Raw genomic sequence first — 16191 nt, 5'->3', positions numbered from 1 at the left:
CGGGCCGCGGAGTGAGGACTGGAACGTGAGTGACATGGCTGCCAGTGCACCGCCTGGGCACGGAGAGCCCACGGACTCTCCCGACCGGCCCGCCGACCCTGCCTCCGGTCTGCCGGAGGGTGCACCGGGTTCGGACGCGCCCGCGGAGACGCGGGCTGCGGACGGGGACGGCAAAAAGGCACGGAAGCAGCGTCCCCTCTGGAAGGAACTGCCGCTGCTGATCGTCGTCGCACTGGTTCTCGCGTTGCTGATCAAGACGTTTCTCGTCCAGGCGTTCTCGATCCCGTCGGACTCGATGCAGGACACGCTGCAGCGGGGCGACCGGGTGCTGGTGGACAAGCTCACGCCGTGGTTCGGCTCGGAGCCCGAGCGCGGTGAGGTGGTGGTGTTCCACGATCCGGACAACTGGCTGGCCGGCGAGCCGACCCCCGCGTCGAACGTGGTGCAGGACGTCCTGAGCTTCATCGGTCTGATGCCGTCGGCCAAGGAGAAGGACCTGATCAAGCGGACGATCGCGGTCGGCGGTGACACCGTGGAGTGCGCGAAGGGCGGTCCTGTCGAGGTCAACGGGAAGGCGCTCGACGAGCCTTACGTCTTCCCCGGCAACTCGGCGTGCGACGACAAGCCCTTCGGGCCGTTCACCGTGCCCGAGGGAAAGATCTGGGTGATGGGCGACCACCGGCAGGCTTCCTCGGACTCGCGCTATCACACCGACGAGGCGACCAAGGGCTTCGTGCCCGTCAAGGATGTGGTGGGGCGGGCCGTGGTGGTGGCGTGGCCGGTCAATCGCTGGGCGACGCTGTCGGTACCGGACACCTTCGATCAGCCGGGGATCGAGACGGCCGCAGGTCTGGCCCCGGGGGCGTTCGGTGCCGCGGGTGCGCTGCCTCTCGTGCTGTGGCGCCGCAGGAGGCTGACCAGCAGGCGTACCGCCGGGTAGGGTGCCGACTCGGATCAGCGATTGTCGATCTCCGATGGGGGACGCTGCGATGAGTGGAACAGGACGTACGGGTGACGGCCGAGGCCGGCTCGGCAGCAGGCTGTCGGGGCTGGCCGTGGCCGTCGGCTGTGTGCTCTTCCTCGGCGGCTTCGCCTGGGCAGCCGTTGTGTACCGGCCGTACACGGTGCCGACCGAGTCGATGACCCCGACGGTGAACGCGGGCGACCGGGTCCTCGCGCAGCGGGTGGACGGCAGCGAGGTGCGCCGGGGCGATGTGGTGGTCTTCACCGACGAGGCGTGGGGCGACATGCCGATGGTGAAGCGGGTCGTCGGCATCGGCGGCGACGAAGTCGCCTGCTGCGAGAAGGACGGCCGGCTCACGGTCAATGGCATACCCGTCGCGGAATCGTATCTTCAGGCGGGGGACCCGGCCTCGGCGATCGATTTCACGACCGAGGTGCCGAAGGGCAAGCTCTTCCTCCTGGGTGACGACCGCAGGTCCTCGCTGGACTCCCGGGTCCATCTGACGGAGACCGGGCGCGGCGCGGTGCCGCGCAGCGCCGTGCAGGCCCGGGTGGACGCCGTCGCGTGGCCGCTGGGCGGCATGATCGGACGGCCGCAGGCCTTTGCCGCGCTGCCCGGCGGGGTGTCGTCCCAGGGACCGCTGAAGCTTCAGCTCGCCGCCATGGCCGGGGGCGTGGTCCTCATCCTGGGCGGTGCCGTGTACGGACCTGTCGCGGCGCGGTTCGACCGGTCGAAGCGGAACAAGCAGGGGAAGGCGACCGCTGGTGCCCGGTGAGCCGCGCAAGGTCGCCCGTCTGGTGCTCCTCGATCCGGACGACCGCATTCTGCTGATGCACGGGTTCGAACCGGAGGACCCGTCGAGCACCTGGTGGTTCACCCCCGGCGGCGGTCTTGAGGGCGACGAGACCCGGGAGGAGGCCGCCCTGCGGGAGCTGGCCGAGGAAACCGGAATCACGGACGTCGAGCTGGGCCCGCTGCTCTGGCGGCGGATGTGCTCCTTTCCGTTCGACGGGCGGCGCTGGGACCAGGACGAGTGGTACTTCCTGGCCCGCACGGCGCAGACCACGACGGACACCAGCGGGCAGACCGGGCTGGAACGCCGCAGTGTCGCGGGGCTGAGGTGGTGGACCTCCGCCGAACTGTCGGCGGCGCGTGAGACGGTGTACCCGACCAGACTCGCCGAGCTGCTGCGCACGCTGCTCGACGAGGGTCCTCCGCGTACGCCGCTGGTTCTGGCCCCCGAAATCGCCTGAGCGACCGGGGGAGCCGGGCCCTGGCGCACAATGGGGGAACGCACGGCTGAAGGGGAACATGCCAATGAGCGCCGAGGACCTCGAGAAGTACGAGACCGAGATGGAGCTGAAGCTCTACCGGGAGTACCGCGATGTCGTCGGTCTGTTCAAATATGTGATCGAGACCGAACGGCGCTTCTACCTCACCAACGACTACGAGATGCAGGTGCACTCGGTCCAGGGCGAGGTGTTTTTCGAGGTGTCCATGGCGGATGCCTGGGTCTGGGACATGTACCGGCCCGCACGGTTCGTCAAGCAGGTACGGGTTCTGACGTTCAAGGACGTCAACATCGAGGAGCTGAACAAGAGCGATCTCGAGCTTCCGGGTGGCTGAGTTGTCCACAACGGAGAAGTTGTCCACCAAGATCCACTAGTTGGGGGCGGACGCGTCACAGTCGGTGCCGGAGGTGGTGCCGATATGAACGCACGGGGGGCACTCGGGCGGTACGGCGAGGATCTGGCAGTACGGCTGCTGACCGACGCCGGTATGTCCGTACTCGAACGGAACTGGCGCTGTCGCGCCGGCGAGATCGACATCGTCGCGAAGGACGGTGACGCTCTCGTCATCTGCGAGGTGAAGACCCGCAGGGCGGGGGCTTTCGAGCACCCGATGGCCGGGGTCACCCCGGCCAAGGCGGATCGTCTGCGGCGGCTGGCCGAGCTCTGGCTGGCCAGGTGCGGCGGTCCGCCGCCCGGCGGGGTGCGCATCGACCTGGTCGGTGTGGTGCTGCCCAGGCGTGGCGCGCCCCTGGCCGAGCATGCGCGGGGGGTGGCCTGATGGGGTTCGCACGTGCCTGCTCGGTGGCCCTGGTCGGTGTCGAGGGCGTGGTGGTGGAGGTCCAGGCGGACCTGGAGGCGGGGGTCGCGGCATTCACCCTGGTGGGACTGCCGGACAAGAGCCTGGTGGAGAGCCGGGACCGGGTCAGGGCCGCAGTGGTCAACTCCGGGGCGGAGTGGCCGCAGAAGAAACTCACGGTCGGACTGTCACCTGCTTCGGTGCCCAAGGGGGGCTCGGGCTTCGATCTCGCCGTCGCGTGCGCCGTGCTCGGCGCCGCGGAGCGGATCGACCCCGCGTTGATCGCTGATGTCGTGATGATCGGGGAGCTGGGGCTGGACGGCAGGGTGCGTCCCGTGCGCGGGGTACTGCCCGCCGTCCTGGCCGCGGCGGAGGCCGGGTACCGCCAGGTGGTCGTTCCCGAGCAGACCGCCGGTGAGGCGGCCCTGGTGCCCGGGGTCTCCGTGCTCGGGGTCCGGAGCCTGCGGCAGTTGATCGCCGTCCTCTGCGACGAGCCGGTGCCCGATGAGGCGGAGGCCCACGACCAGGGGCGCCCAGACACCATGCTGGCCGGGCTGATGGTGCCCGGCGCGGGCATGGGCACCGGGATCGCCGGCAGGTCGGCACACGGCGAGGGCCACCGGCCGGATCTGGCGGACGTCGCAGGCCAGGAACGGCCGCGCAAGGCCCTGGAGATCGCCGCCGCGGGCGGACACCACCTCCTGCTGTCGGGGCCGCCCGGCGCGGGCAAGACCATGCTGGCCGAACGGCTGCCCGCCATCCTGCCGCCGCTGACCAGGCAGGAAGCCCTGGAGGTGACCGCGGTGCACTCGGTGGCGGGCATCCTGCCGCCGGGCGAACCCCTGGTATCCCGTCCGCCCTACTGCGCACCCCACCACTCCGCGACCATGCAGTCGCTGGTCGGCGGGGGCAACGGACTGCCGCGACCCGGCGCGGTCTCGCTGGCACACCGCGGAATTCTCTTTCTGGACGAGGCTCCGGAATTCTCCGTACGGGCGCTGGACGCGCTGCGTCAGCCGCTGGAGTCGGGGCATGTGGTGGTGGCGCGCAGCGCCGGGGTGGTGCGGCTGCCGGCCCGCTTCCTGATGATGCTCGCCGCCAACCCCTGCCCGTGCGGGCGGCACACCCTGAGCGGGGCGGGGTGCGACTGCCCGCCCTCGGCGGTCCGCCGGTACCAGTCCAGGCTCTCCGGACCGCTGCTGGACCGGGTGGATCTGCGGGTGACGGTAGACCCCGTCAGGCGCGAGGACCTGATGGGGCAGGGCGGCCGGGGAGAGTCGACCGGGACGGTCGCCGCCCGGGTGATCCGGGCCCGGGAGCGGGCCGCGGAGCGGCTGGCGGGCACCCCGTGGACCACCAACAGCGAGGTGCCGGGGCACGAGTTGCGGACCAGGCTGGTCGCGGCACCGGGAGCGCTCATGGCGGCCGAGCGTGACATGGAACGGGGCATGCTCACGGCGCGCGGTCTGGACCGGGTGCTGCGGGTGGCGTGGACCGTGGCCGACCTGCGCGGTGCCGAGCGCCCGGACGCCTCGGACATCGGGGTGGCCCTGGAGCTGCGGACCGGGATCCCGCGCGGGGTCCCCATGACCACTGCGGGGGCGTCATGACCGGGCCCCGGACCGAGGGCTTCGCGGAAGCGGCCGGGGGAGCGGGGCGGACGGGCGAGCCGGACGGGCAGGCGGCCGGTGAGCAGCCGACGCCGGGCCGGGCGGGCTCTTCCGGCGGGGTGAGCGACCGGGAGCGGCTGGCGCGGGCGGCGCTGACCCGGGTCATGGAGCCCGGGGACGTGCGAGGCGGGCGCTGGCTGCGTGACCACGGCGGCGCCGAGCTGATGCGGCGGATCACCACCCGGGACGGATCGGCCGAGCGGCTGAGCGGGATGACCGCCAGGCGGTTGGCCGGCTACCGGCTGCGGGCCCAGGCGGTGGAACCCGAGCGGGACCTCGCGGCGGCGGCCTCGGTGGGCGGGCGCTTCGTCTGCCCCGGCGACCGGGAGTGGCCGAGTCAGCTCGACGACCTGGGCGACGCCAGGCCGACTGGGCTCTGGGTGCGGGGGAGGCCCGATCTGCGGCTCTGGGCGCTGCGCTCGGTCGCCGTGGTGGGCGCCCGTGCCTGCACACCGTACGGGGCCCACATGGCGACGACGCTCGGCGCAGGTCTCGCGGAGCGGGGATGGGTGGTCGTCTCGGGCGCGGCCTTCGGGGTCGACGGGGCGGCTCACCGCGGCGCCCTGGCCGCCGGTGGCGCGACGATGGCGGTACTGGCCTGCGGGGTGGACGTCGCCTACCCGCGCGGCCATGCCGAGCTGATCGGACGTGTGGCCGAACAGGGGCTCGTCCTCGGCGAACTGCCGCCGGCCGAGCATCCCACCCGCAGCAGATTCATTCTCCGGAACAGGGTGATCGCCGCGTTGACGCGGGGAACCGTCGTCGTCGAGGCCGAGTACCGCAGCGGTTCACTGGTCACGGCGCGCAGCGCGCAACGGCTCGGCCGCTACACCATGGGCGTACCGGGCCCCGCCACCAGCGGTCTGTCGGCCGGCGTCCACGAACTCCTGCGGGGTGAGGGCGTGCTGGTGACGGACGCTGCGGAAGTCGCCGAACTGGTTGGGGACATCGGGGACCTGGCTCCCTCCAGGAGAGGCCCGATGCTGCCCCGCGATCACCTGGATCCCGTCTGCGGCAGGGTGCTTGACGCCCTGCCGGCCCGTGGTTTCGTCAACGGACGGGAGGTCGCGCGCGCTGCGGCCACGAGTGCGGACGAGGCGCTCGGCAAGCTGTACGAACTGCACTCACTGGGGTTCGTCGAACGCGAAGGCGATGGATGGAGGTTGACGAAGCGGCCGACATGCAATGGCGACGCGCGGCGAGGCGGTTCTTGACCTGGGGCATTCGGGTGAAAAGGTGATGCCGATGACCTCGGTGGATCCTTCAGTGACGCCTCCGGGGCCGGCGCGTGAGGCGGCGGCCCCGGAGGCCGGTCATGTCCTCGCCCAGGTGCGCAGTCGTGCCCGCCGCCCCGGCGTGCTCCATGTCCGCTCGCCGGGAAGCGCGCAGCACCGATCCCCTATCCTGCGCGGACCGCTACACATCAGTCACGCTACGCTCACAAGGATTCCGGCCCAGACGCAAGTCCCCCAGCACTTCACGGCAGAACGGCTCAAGGCACCACATGCCCCAGCACACCTCCGGGTCTGACCGCGCGGCAGTACCACCGGCTGCGCGTGGCACTGTGCGCCCGCCCGCCCCCTCCTCGCTCGACGAGTTGTGGCGTTCGTACAAGACCACGGGCGACGGGCGGCTGCGGGAGCAGCTGATCCTGCACTACTCGCCCCTGGTGAAGTACGTCGCCGGCCGGGTGAGCGTGGGCCTGCCGTCCAACGTCGAGCAGGCGGACTTCGTCTCCTCCGGGGTCTTCGGGCTGATCGACGCGATCGAGAAGTTCGACATCGAGCGCGCGATCAAGTTCGAGACCTACGCGATCACCCGCATCCGGGGGGCGATGATCGACGAACTGCGGGCGCTCGACTGGATCCCGCGCTCCGTGCGTCAGAAGGCACGGGCGGTGGAGCGCGCCTACGCCACCCTGGAGGCGCAACTGCGACGCACCCCCTCGGAGACGGAGGTCGCCGCCGAGATGGGCATCGCGCTGGAGGAACTGCACGCGGTTTTCAGCCAGTTGTCACTCGCCAACGTCGTCGCGCTGGAGGAGCTGCTCCACGTGGGCGGTGAGGGCGGCGACCGGCTGAGCCTGATGGACACGCTGGAGGACACCGCCGCCGACAACCCGGTGGAGGTGGCCGAGGACCATGAGCTCAGAAGGCTCCTCGCCCGCGCGATCAACACCCTCCCGGACCGCGAGAAGACGGTCGTCACGCTCTACTACTACGAGGGCCTCACCCTCGCCGAGATCGGCAACGTCCTCGGGGTGACCGAGAGCCGGGTCAGCCAGATCCACACCAAGTCGGTGCTCCAACTGCGCGCGAAGCTGGCCGACGCCGGGCGCTGAGACCCCCCGACGGGCCCCGGGCAGTCCCTGGCCGAGCCTCAGGCGGCCTGGCGGCAGCCTCCCCGCAGAAGCACTTCGGTCAACGATCGGGGCCGCCCGCCCCCTCGTGAACACCGGCCGCCGTAGAGTGGTGGTGTGCCCAGGATTCGAGCGGCCTCCGTGGCCGAGCACCGGACCATGCAGCGCGGCGCCCTCCTGGACGCAGCGCGCTCCCTGCTGTCCGAGGGGGGCACAGAGGCGTTGACCTTCCCCGCCCTCGCTGAACGCACGGGCCTCGCCCGGTCCTCCGTCTACGAGTACTTCCGCTCCCGTGCAGCCGTCGTCGAGGAGCTCTGCGCCGTCGACTTCCCCGTGTGGGCGGCCGAGGTCGAGAGTGCGATGGAGCGGGCGGCGACGCCCGAGGACAAGATCGAGGCGTACGTCCGGCAGCAGCTCGATCTCGTCGGCGACCGTCGCCACCGGGCCGTTGTCGCCATCTCGGCGAGCGAGCTGGATGCGGGTGCCCGCGAGAAGATCCGGGCGGCGCACGGCGGTCTGATCGCGATGATCGTGGAGGCGCTCGGTGACCTCGGGCACGATCAGCCCCGGCTGGCGGCCATGCTGCTCCAGGGCTCCGTTGATGCAGCGGTCCGTCGTATCGAGCTGAGCGTGGCGGAGGAGCCCGGCGTGATCGCGGACACCGCCGTAGCCATGGTCCTGAACGGCGTCCGGGGCATCCGCGGCGACCAGGCCTGACGCTTTCGTGGGTCATCGCGGCAGCCTGGGTGTGCCGCCGGGCCTGGCGTCTCGGCGGACGCGGCGGCAGGGGCCGTCATCGCGGCAGCCTGAGTGTGCCGCCGGGCCTGGCGTTGTCGGGTCGTCGCGGCAGTCCGGGGGCCGCTGCTGCCACCGGAACCTACGAGGGGCCGGGGACGGGCACATCCGACACCGGCAGCAGCCGGGACGGTCCGTGTCGCAGTAGTGACGGCGGCAGCAGGGACAGCGGGTCCAGATACGCATCCGCGCGCCGCAGGCCCCAGTGCAGACAGCCGGACGCGCAGTGGGACTGCCCGGCTGCCATGACCGCCACCACCTGGCCCGCCGTGACCTCGTCGCCCTTCGTGACCAGCGGGCGCACCGGCTCGTAGGTGGTCCGCAGCGGCGGATCGCCCGTCCCCGCAAGCTCGATCACGACCACTCCGCGCCCTGCCACGCCGCCGGCGAAGGAGACCCGGCCCGTAGCGGCCGCGAGCACCTGTGCACCGGGTCCGGCGCCGAGGTCCACCCCGCGATGGCCCCGCCCGTACTCCGTGGCGGGCGGCTCCCACCCCCGCAGGACCGGGGGCCGCCCCTCCAGAGGCCAGACCCGTCCATCGACCGGGTCCACCGGTGCGGGTGCACGGCCATCCCCCGCACCGTGTGAAGCGCCGGCCGAAGTCCCCAACCCGCCCGCCTCTCCCGCCACGTTCGGAGGGGGTCGCTCTGCCGCCAGGGCGTACAGCCCGCCGCACCCCATCGCGAGCAGCCCCATGAGCAGCAGCCCCGATGCGGCCGCCACCGCCCTGCCGGCCCGCCACCCGGCCCCGGCCGACGCACTGCGGCGAGCGGCAGGTCGGCCGGGCCGGCTGCCTGGCCCGGGTCCGGACCAGCTGCCGGACCGTCTGCCGGACCGGCCCCGGGAACCACCCGGTTCAGATGTGAATCGCATGCCGCCACCGTCCCCCGCCCCGAGGATCCGTGGGGATCATGGACCGGATCTGTGGACTACCGACCGGTTGTGGACAGCGCCGTCACCCGGCACCCGGCGGGTCCCGTACACTTCCTTTGGCGATCCGGGTCACCGGGTCGACTTCGCACGCCCCGCCATCTCCCTCTCTGCGGAAGGTGGCCGCGCTCCTCGGTCCTTCGGGCACGGCGCGTCGGGGCGTCAGGCGCGACAGCAATCCTGCGGTCGCGATAACCGAGCACCTCAAGGAGTACGGCCATGGCCGTCGTCACGATGCGGGAGCTGCTGGAAAGCGGCGTCCACTTCGGTCACCAGACCCGTCGCTGGAACCCGAAGATGAAGCGCTTCATCTTCACCGAGCGCAACGGCATCTACATCATCGACCTGCTCCAGTCGCTGTCGTACATCGACCGCGCCTACGAGTTCGTCAAGGAGACCGTCGCCCACGGCGGCTCCATCATGTTCGTGGGTACGAAGAAGCAGGCCCAGGAGGCCATCGCCGAGCAGGCGACGCGCGTCGGCATGCCGTATGTCAACCAGCGTTGGCTCGGTGGCATGCTCACCAACTTCTCCACCGTCTACAAGCGCCTTCAGCGTCTGAAGGAGCTCGAGCTCATCGACTTCGAGGACGTGGCCGCCTCCGGCCTCACCAAGAAGGAGCTCCTGGTTCTCTCCCGCGAGAAGGCCAAGCTGGAGAAGACCCTCGGTGGTATCCGCGAGATGCAGAAGGTGCCGAGCGCCGTCTGGATCGTCGACACCAAGAAGGAGCACATCGCCGTCGGTGAGGCGCGCAAGCTCCACATCCCGGTCGTCGCGATCCTCGACACCAACTGCGACCCCGACGAGGTCGACTACAAGATTCCGGGCAACGACGACGCGATCCGCTCCGTCACCCTGCTCACCCGCGTGATCGCCGACGCCGTCGCCGAGGGCCTCATCGCCCGCTCCGGCGCTGCGACCGGCGACTCGAAGCCGGGCGAGAAGGCCGCCGGCGAGCCGCTCGCCGAGTGGGAGCGTGACCTGCTCGAGGGCGACAAGAAGGCCGACGCCGAGGTCCAGACCTCCGCCGAGACCGAGAAGGTCGCGGACGCCGAGGCTGCCGACGCCCCCGCCGCCGAGGCTGCTGCCGAGGCCCCCGCCGCCGAGGCCGAGGCTCCGGCCGCGGACGCCGAGCAGGCCTGACACCCGTCACGGCTGAAGACGGCGGGGGTCGGTGCCACAGGCACCGCCCCCGCCGTTCACCCGTAGATCTTTCAGACTTCGAGAGAGAAATACAGACTCATGGCGAACTACACCGCCGCTGACGTCAAGAAGCTCCGTGAGCTCACCGGCGCCGGCATGATGGACTGCAAGAAGGCACTCGACGAGGCCGACGGCAACGTCGACGGAGCCGTCGAAGCCCTCCGTATCAAGGGTCAGAAGGGCGTCGCCAAGCGCGAAGGCCGTTCTGCCGAGAACGGCGCGGTCGTCTCCGTCGTCTCCGAGGACAAGACGTCCGGCGTCCTGCTCGAGCTGAAGTGCGAGACCGACTTCGTCGCCAAGGGTGACAAGTTCCAGGCCGTCGCCAACACGCTCGCCGCTCACGTCGCCGCGACCTCTCCGGCCGACATCGAGGCGCTTCTCGCCTCCGAGATCGAGCCCGGCAAGACCGTCCAGGCGTACGTGGACGAGGCCAACGCCAACCTCGGCGAGAAGATCGTCCTGGACCGCTTCGCGCAGTTCGACGGCGCCTACGTCTCCGTGTACATGCACCGCACCATGCCCGACCTGCCGCCGCAGATCGGTGTCCTGGTCGAGCTGGACAAGGCCGACGCCGAGCTGGCCAAGGGTCTTGCCCAGCACATCGCCGCCTTCGCGCCGAAGTACCTGTCCCGCGAGGACGTCCCGGCCGAGATCGTCGAGGCCGAGCGCCGCGTCGCCGAGGAGACCACGCGCGCCGAGGGCAAGCCCGAGGCCGCGCTCCCGAAGATCGTCGAGGGTCGCGTCAACGGCTTCTTCAAGGAGGCCACTCTCCTTGGCCAGCCGTACGCCCTGGACAACAAGAAGTCCGTCCAGAAGGTCCTGGACGAGGCCGGTGTCACCCTGAAGCGCTTCACGCGCATCAAGGTCGGCATCTGAGTCCGTCCGCGAAAAACGGTGGACCCCGATAGGGTCTGGTGCAGTCGACGGCCGCACACCGCCGTACGACCGCAGATCTGACGAGGAGGCCATTGCCGCTGAGGGACACCAGACCCACCGGCAATGGCCTTCTTCGTATGTGTACGAGGAGAATCTCCATGAACAAGGGCGCGGACGCCGCAACAGGTGACCACAAGCGCGACGACGGCAAGGTGCGCGGACGCTTCATGCTGAAGCTGTCCGGTGAGGCGTTCGCCGGCGGCGGGGGTCTCGGCGTCGACCCCGACGTCGTGCACGCCATCGCTCGCGAGATCGCGGCAGTCGTCCGCGGCGGCGCGGAAATCGCGATCGTCATCGGTGGCGGCAACTTCTTCCGCGGTGCCGAGCTCCAGCAGCGCGGCATGGACCGGGCCCGGTCCGACTACATGGGCATGCTCGGCACAGTCATGAACTGCCTCGCGCTCCAGGACTTCCTGGAGAAGGAGGGCATCGACTCCCGTGTCCAGACGGCCATCACCATGGGCCAGGTCGCGGAGCCGTACATTCCGCTGCGCGCCGTACGGCACCTGGAGAAGGGCCGCGTCGTCATCTTCGGCGCCGGCATGGGCATGCCCTACTTCTCCACCGACACCACCGCGGCACAGCGCGCCCTGGAGATCGACGCCGAGGCACTGCTGATGGGGAAGAACGGCGTGGACGGGGTCTACGACTCCGACCCGAAGACCAACCCCGGCGCGGTGAAGTTCGACGCGCTGGAGTACAGCGAGGTGCTCGCCCGCGATCTCAAGGTCGCCGACGCCACCGCCATCACGCTCTGCCGTGACAACCAGCTGCCGATTCTCGTCTTCGAGCTGACGACCGCGGGCAATATCGCCCGCGCCGTCAGGAGTGAGAAGATCGGCACGCTCGTGAGTGACCAGGGCACCCGGAGCTGACAACCGGGGAACTCCGCCGGGGTGACCCGGTGAGGTTCCGGGGGCCCACGGGACGGCCCCGAAAGATGGACAACGGCCTGCCGGTCGGACACCGTGCAGGTGAGGACGCGACGCAGGACCCGCCGGGCCCGAGCACGCCGGGCCCACTCAAGACACGCAGGAGCACGTGGTGATCGAAGAAACCCTCCTCGAGGCCGAGGAGAAGATGGAGAAGGCCGTCGTCGTCGCGAAAGAGGACTTCGCCGCGATCCGTACCGGCCGTGCGCACCCGGCGATGTTCAACAAGATCGTCGCCGACTACTACGGTGCGCTGACCCCGATCAACCAGCTGGCCTCGTTCTCGGTGCCCGAGCCGCGTATGGCCGTGGTGACGCCGTTCGACAAGACCGCGCTGCGCAACATCGAGCAGGCCATCCGCGACTCGGACCTCGGCGTCAACCCGAGCAACGACGGCAATATCATCCGGGTGAACTTCCCCGACCTCACCGAAGAGCGCCGTCGCGACTACATCAAGGTCGCGAAGACCAAGGCCGAGGACTCCAAGATCTCGATCCGGGCCGTCCGCCGCAAGGCCAAGGAGACGCTCGACAAGCTGGTCAAGGACAAGGAGTCCGGCGAGGACGAGGTGCGCCGCGCCGAGAAGGAGCTCGACGACACCACCGCGAAGTACGTCGCGCAGGTGGACGAGCTGCTGAAGCACAAGGAAGCCGAGCTGCTCGAAGTCTGATGAACGACTCTTCCTGGGGCGCCCCGCAGGGCGCCGGCCATCGGGCTGCGCCCGAGATGCGGGCCGCTCCGGCGGGTCCTGCATACGATGTGCATGACGCCCAGCAGACTCGGCCCATGCCCATCGTGCCGGACGTTCCCGACGCAGGTAGAGACGCTGAGAGCCGTGATGACCGGGACCAGGGGGCCGGACGCCTGAGCGGCGGCCCCCTGTTCCGCGACGAGAAGCCGCAGGAGCCCATGTCCACCGCGCCACCACCCCCGCAGAAGAAGCGTGCGGGCCGTGATCTGGGAGCCGCCATAGGGGTCGGCCTGGGGCTCGGGGCCGTCGTCGCTGCGTCGCTCTTCATCGTCAAGGCCGTCTTCGTCGGCGTGGTCGTGGTCGCCGTCGTCGTGGGCCTGTGGGAGCTCACTTCCCGGCTGGAGGAGCGCAAGGGCATCAAGGCGCCGCTCGTGCCACTGGCGATCGGTGGCGCGGCCATGGTCGTGGCCGGCTACGCGCGGGGCGCCGAGGGCGCCTGGATCGCCATGGCGCTGACGGCGCTGGCGGTGCTCGTCTGGCGGATGACCGAGCCGCCGGAGGGCTACCTCAGGGACGTCACGGCCGGCGTCTTCGCCGCGTTCTACGTGCCGTTCCTGGCGACCTTCGTCGCCATGCTCCTGACCGCCGACGACGGACCCCAGCGGGTTCTGACCTTCCTGCTGCTGACCGTGGTCAGCGACACGGGCGCGTACGCCGTCGGCTGGCGGTTCGGCAAGAACAAGCTCGCACCGCGCATCAGCCCCGGAAAGACCCGCGAGGGCCTGTTCGGAGCCGTGGCCTTCGCGATGGTGGCCGGTGCGCTGTGCATGCAGTTCATGATCGATGACGGCACCTGGTGGCAGGGGCTTCTGCTCGGCCTCGCGGTCGCTGCCAGCGCCACCCTGGGCGACCTGGGTGAGTCCATGATCAAGAGGGATCTCGGGATCAAGGACATGGGCACGCTGCTGCCCGGGCACGGCGGCATCATGGACCGGCTCGACTCGCTTCTGCCGACCGCGCCGGTGGTCTGGCTGCTGCTGGTGATTTTCGTCGGCTCCGGCTGACAAGCCGGCGGGTCACCCCTTTTGACCTGCTGTTTTACGAGTGAGGGTCCGTTGTCCACAGGGCGGCGGGCCCTCACTGTTCTGTCTGCGACACTGGATGAACCATGCCTAAGCCCGGAGAACTCACTTTCGTCGCGCCCCGCGGAGCCAAGAAGCCGCCGCGGCACCTCGCCGACCTCACGCCCGCCGAGCGCAAGGAAGCCGTCGCCGCGACCGGCGAGAAGCCCTTCCGCGCCCAGCAGCTCTCGCAGCACTACTTCACGCGGTACGCGCACGACCCGGCGGAGTGGACCAACATTCCGGCCGGATCGCGGGACAAGCTCGCCGAGGCGCTGTTCCCCGATCTGATGTCCGTGGTCCGGCACATCAGCTGCGACGACGACACCACCCGCAAGACGCTGTGGAAGCTGCACGACGGGACGCTGGTCGAGTCCGTCCTGATGCGCTATCCCGAGCGCGTCACGATGTGTATCTCCTCGCAGGCCGGCTGCGGCATGAACTGCCCGTTCTGCGCCACCGGACAGGCCGGTCTCGACCGCAACCTGTCGACCGCCGAGATCGTCCACCAGATCGTGGACGGCATGCGCGCGCTGCGCGACGGAGAGGTCCCCGGCGGTCCGGCCCGGCTCTCCAACATCGTCTTCATGGGCATGGGCGAGCCCCTCGCCAACTACAACCGCGTGGTCGGCGCGATCCGCCGGCTGACCGACCCCGAGCCCGACGGGCTGGGGCTCTCGCAGCGTGGGATCACGGTCTCCACCGTCGGTCTCGTCCCCGCGATGCTCCGCTTCGCCGACGAGGGCTTCAAGTGCCGCCTCGCCGTCTCGCTGCACGCCCCGGACGACGAGCTGCGCGACACCCTCGTGCCGGTGAACACCCGGTGGAAGGTGCGCGAGGTACTGGACGCCGCGTGGGAGTACGCGGAGAAGTCCGGCCGCCGCATCTCCATCGAGTACGCGCTGATCCGTGACATCAACGACCAGGCCTGGCGGGGCGACCGGCTGGGCCGGCTCCTCAAGGGCAAGCGGGTCCACGTCAACCTGATCCCGCTGAACCCGACGCCCGGCTCGAAGTGGACCGCCTCGCGGCCCGAGGACGAGAAGGCCTTCGTCGAGGCGATCGCCGCCCACGGGGTGCCGGTCACCGTCCGGGACACCCGCGGCCAGGAGATCGACGGGGCCTGCGGACAGCTGGCGGCATCCGAGCGCTGAGGCCGAAACCGGGCGTGTAGCCTGGGCTCGAAATCAACTTCATATTCCGACAGGGGAGCGCCACAGCGCTGAGAGTGCGGCACCAGGAACAGGTTGGCCGCAGACCCTCTGAACCTCGCCCGGGTCATTCCGGGTAGGAAGTTCGGACCTTACTCAAGCTGTTGCGCCCTGCCCGCTTCCGGTTTTCACCGGTGCGGGCAGGGCCGCGTCTCTTCCTGGTCATCCCAGGAGGAATCACATGAGCACCACCAAGAAAATCGCGGTGACGGTCGTCGCCGCCGCGCTCGGCGCGACCGCGCTCGCCGGATGCGCAAGCTCCGACGACTCGGCCGCCGGGACCGGCGGTACCAAGGGCACCGGCTCCAAGACCGTCACCCTCGTCAGCCACGACTCGTTCAACGCCTCCAAGGACGTGCTGAAGGAGTTCACCCGGGAGACCGGCTACACCGTCAAGGTGCTGAAGAGCGGCGACGCGGGCGCCGCCCTCAACCAGGAGATCCTGACCAAGGGATCGCCCCGAGGCGATGTGTTCTTCGGCGTCGACAACACCCTGCTCTCGCGCGCCCTCGACAACGGCCTGTTCACCTCGTACAAGGCGAAGGGGATCGACCAGGTCGCGGCCGACGTCCAGCTGGACGCTTCGAAGCACCGGGTCACCCCGATCGATACCGGCGACATCTGCGTCAACTACGACAAGAAGTACTTCGCCGACAGGAAGCTCGCGCCGCCGCAGTCCTTCGATGACCTGGCGAAGCCCGCGTACAAGAACCTCCTCGTCACCGAGAACGCCGCGACCTCCTCGCCCGGCCTCGGCTTCCTCCTCGGCACCGTCGCCACCTACGGCGAGGACGGCTACCAGGACTACTGGAAGAAGCTGAAGGACAACGGCGTCAAGGTCGTCGACGGCTGGGAGCAGGCGTACAACGAGGAGTTCTCCGGCTCCGCCGGCGGCAAGAAGGCCAAGGCCGACCGGCCGCTCGTCGTCAGCTACGCCTCCAGCCCGCCCGTCGAGGTGCTGTACGCCGACCCGCAGCCGAAGGCCGCCCCGACCGGGGTCGCCACCGCCACGTGCTTCCGCCAGATCGAGTTCGCCGGCCTGCTCGACGGCGCGAAGAACGAGGCGGGCGGCAAGGCCCTGCTGGACTTCCTGATCGGCAAGAAGTTCCAGGAGGACATGCCGCTCAACATGTTCGTCAGCCCGGTGACCAAGGGCGCGAAGGTGCCGGACCTCTTCACGGAGTTCGGTGCCACGGTCGACAAGCCGACGACCGTCGCCCCCGACGAGATCGCCGAGAACCGTGAGCAGTGGGTCCAGTCATGGTCCTCGCTCGTAGTGAAGTAGCGAAG

Annotated in this window: 17 protein-coding genes; 16 read left to right on the top strand and 1 reads right to left on the bottom strand. The window is 70.0% G+C overall.

Translation table 11 applies throughout. From position 1 onward, the window contains the following. The first annotated feature begins 34 nt into the window (after window positions 1-34). From lepB (ABT025_RS18180) to ABT025_RS18140, 9 genes are all read left to right on the top strand, one after another. A complete protein-coding gene (gene lepB, locus ABT025_RS18180) occupies window positions 35-940 on the top strand; it encodes a signal peptidase I (RefSeq protein WP_350995101.1) in 906 nt (301 codons plus the stop codon). A 49-nt stretch (window positions 941-989) separates the two neighbouring features. Further along, the gene (gene lepB, locus ABT025_RS18175) at window positions 990-1739 is read left to right on the top strand and encodes a signal peptidase I (RefSeq protein ID WP_350995099.1); all 750 of its coding nucleotides are present in this window, start codon (window positions 990-992) and stop codon (window positions 1737-1739) included. Then, window positions 1729-2217 (top strand): NUDIX hydrolase, encoded by a 489-nt coding sequence (locus ABT025_RS18170; protein ID WP_350995098.1) that lies wholly within the window; start codon window positions 1729-1731, stop codon window positions 2215-2217. The genes lepB (ABT025_RS18175) and ABT025_RS18170 overlap by 11 nt, the downstream gene beginning before the upstream one ends. A gap of 64 nt (window positions 2218-2281) precedes the next feature. Beyond that, window positions 2282-2590, top strand: a complete 309-nt coding sequence (locus tag ABT025_RS18165; RefSeq protein WP_003965949.1) for a DUF2469 domain-containing protein — start codon at window positions 2282-2284, stop codon at window positions 2588-2590. An 84-nt stretch (window positions 2591-2674) separates the two neighbouring features. Continuing rightward, the gene (locus ABT025_RS18160) at window positions 2675-3034 is read left to right on the top strand and encodes a YraN family protein (protein ID WP_350995097.1); all 360 of its coding nucleotides are present in this window, start codon (window positions 2675-2677) and stop codon (window positions 3032-3034) included. Beyond that, the gene (locus tag ABT025_RS18155; RefSeq protein WP_350995096.1) at window positions 3034-4662 is read left to right on the top strand and encodes a YifB family Mg chelatase-like AAA ATPase; all 1629 of its coding nucleotides are present in this window, start codon (window positions 3034-3036) and stop codon (window positions 4660-4662) included. The genes ABT025_RS18160 and ABT025_RS18155 overlap by 1 nt, the downstream gene beginning before the upstream one ends. Next, the gene (gene dprA / locus ABT025_RS18150; protein WP_350995094.1) at window positions 4659-5936 is read left to right on the top strand and encodes a DNA-processing protein DprA; all 1278 of its coding nucleotides are present in this window, start codon (window positions 4659-4661) and stop codon (window positions 5934-5936) included. The genes ABT025_RS18155 and dprA overlap by 4 nt, the downstream gene beginning before the upstream one ends. Window positions 5937-6226: 290 nt before the next feature. Next, window positions 6227-7063 (top strand): RNA polymerase sigma factor WhiG, encoded by an 837-nt coding sequence (whiG, locus tag ABT025_RS18145; protein ID WP_350995091.1) that lies wholly within the window; start codon window positions 6227-6229, stop codon window positions 7061-7063. A gap of 159 nt (window positions 7064-7222) precedes the next feature. After that, on the top strand, window positions 7223-7798 hold the full coding sequence (locus ABT025_RS18140) for a TetR/AcrR family transcriptional regulator (RefSeq protein WP_350995167.1): 576 nt from the start codon (window positions 7223-7225) through the stop codon (window positions 7796-7798). 160 nt (window positions 7799-7958) lie between these two features. Here the strand turns inward: ABT025_RS18140 and ABT025_RS18135 are convergent, their stop codons facing one another. Continuing rightward, window positions 7959-8750: a peptidoglycan DD-metalloendopeptidase family protein gene (locus tag ABT025_RS18135; RefSeq protein ID WP_502971977.1), complete on the bottom strand. Its 792-nt coding sequence runs from the start codon at window positions 8748-8750 to the stop codon at window positions 7959-7961. 276 nt (window positions 8751-9026) lie between these two features. Between ABT025_RS18135 and rpsB the strand changes: the two genes are divergently transcribed. The 7 genes from rpsB (at window position 9027) to ABT025_RS18100 (ending at window position 16186) form a co-directional block, all read left to right on the top strand. Next, the gene (rpsB, locus tag ABT025_RS18130; protein ID WP_350995089.1) at window positions 9027-9950 is read left to right on the top strand and encodes a 30S ribosomal protein S2; all 924 of its coding nucleotides are present in this window, start codon (window positions 9027-9029) and stop codon (window positions 9948-9950) included. A 99-nt stretch (window positions 9951-10049) separates the two neighbouring features. Then, window positions 10050-10886 carry a translation elongation factor Ts gene (gene tsf / locus ABT025_RS18125; RefSeq protein WP_350995087.1) on the top strand — a complete coding sequence of 279 codons (837 nt, stop codon included), beginning with the start codon at window positions 10050-10052 and terminating at the stop codon, window positions 10884-10886. 158 nt (window positions 10887-11044) lie between these two features. Beyond that, entirely contained in the window at window positions 11045-11821 is a 777-nt protein-coding gene (gene pyrH / locus ABT025_RS18120) for a UMP kinase (RefSeq protein WP_350995085.1), read from the top strand. A gap of 169 nt (window positions 11822-11990) precedes the next feature. Beyond that, window positions 11991-12548, top strand: a complete 558-nt coding sequence (gene frr, locus ABT025_RS18115; protein WP_024488459.1) for a ribosome recycling factor — start codon at window positions 11991-11993, stop codon at window positions 12546-12548. Continuing rightward, the gene (locus ABT025_RS18110; RefSeq protein WP_350995083.1) at window positions 12548-13633 is read left to right on the top strand and encodes a phosphatidate cytidylyltransferase; all 1086 of its coding nucleotides are present in this window, start codon (window positions 12548-12550) and stop codon (window positions 13631-13633) included. The genes frr and ABT025_RS18110 overlap by 1 nt, the downstream gene beginning before the upstream one ends. Window positions 13634-13737: 104 nt before the next feature. Next, on the top strand, window positions 13738-14844 hold the full coding sequence (gene rlmN, locus ABT025_RS18105) for a dual-specificity RNA methyltransferase RlmN (RefSeq protein WP_350995081.1): 1107 nt from the start codon (window positions 13738-13740) through the stop codon (window positions 14842-14844). A gap of 238 nt (window positions 14845-15082) precedes the next feature. Continuing rightward, entirely contained in the window at window positions 15083-16186 is a 1104-nt protein-coding gene (locus tag ABT025_RS18100; protein WP_350995079.1) for a thiamine ABC transporter substrate-binding protein, read from the top strand. The last annotated feature ends 5 nt before the right edge of the window (window positions 16187-16191 follow it).

The organism is Streptomyces sp. NPDC002809 (assembly GCF_040295435.1).
Taxonomy (GTDB): domain Bacteria; phylum Actinomycetota; class Actinomycetes; order Streptomycetales; family Streptomycetaceae; genus Streptomyces.
This window is presented reverse-complemented; position numbering and strand designations above follow the sequence as displayed.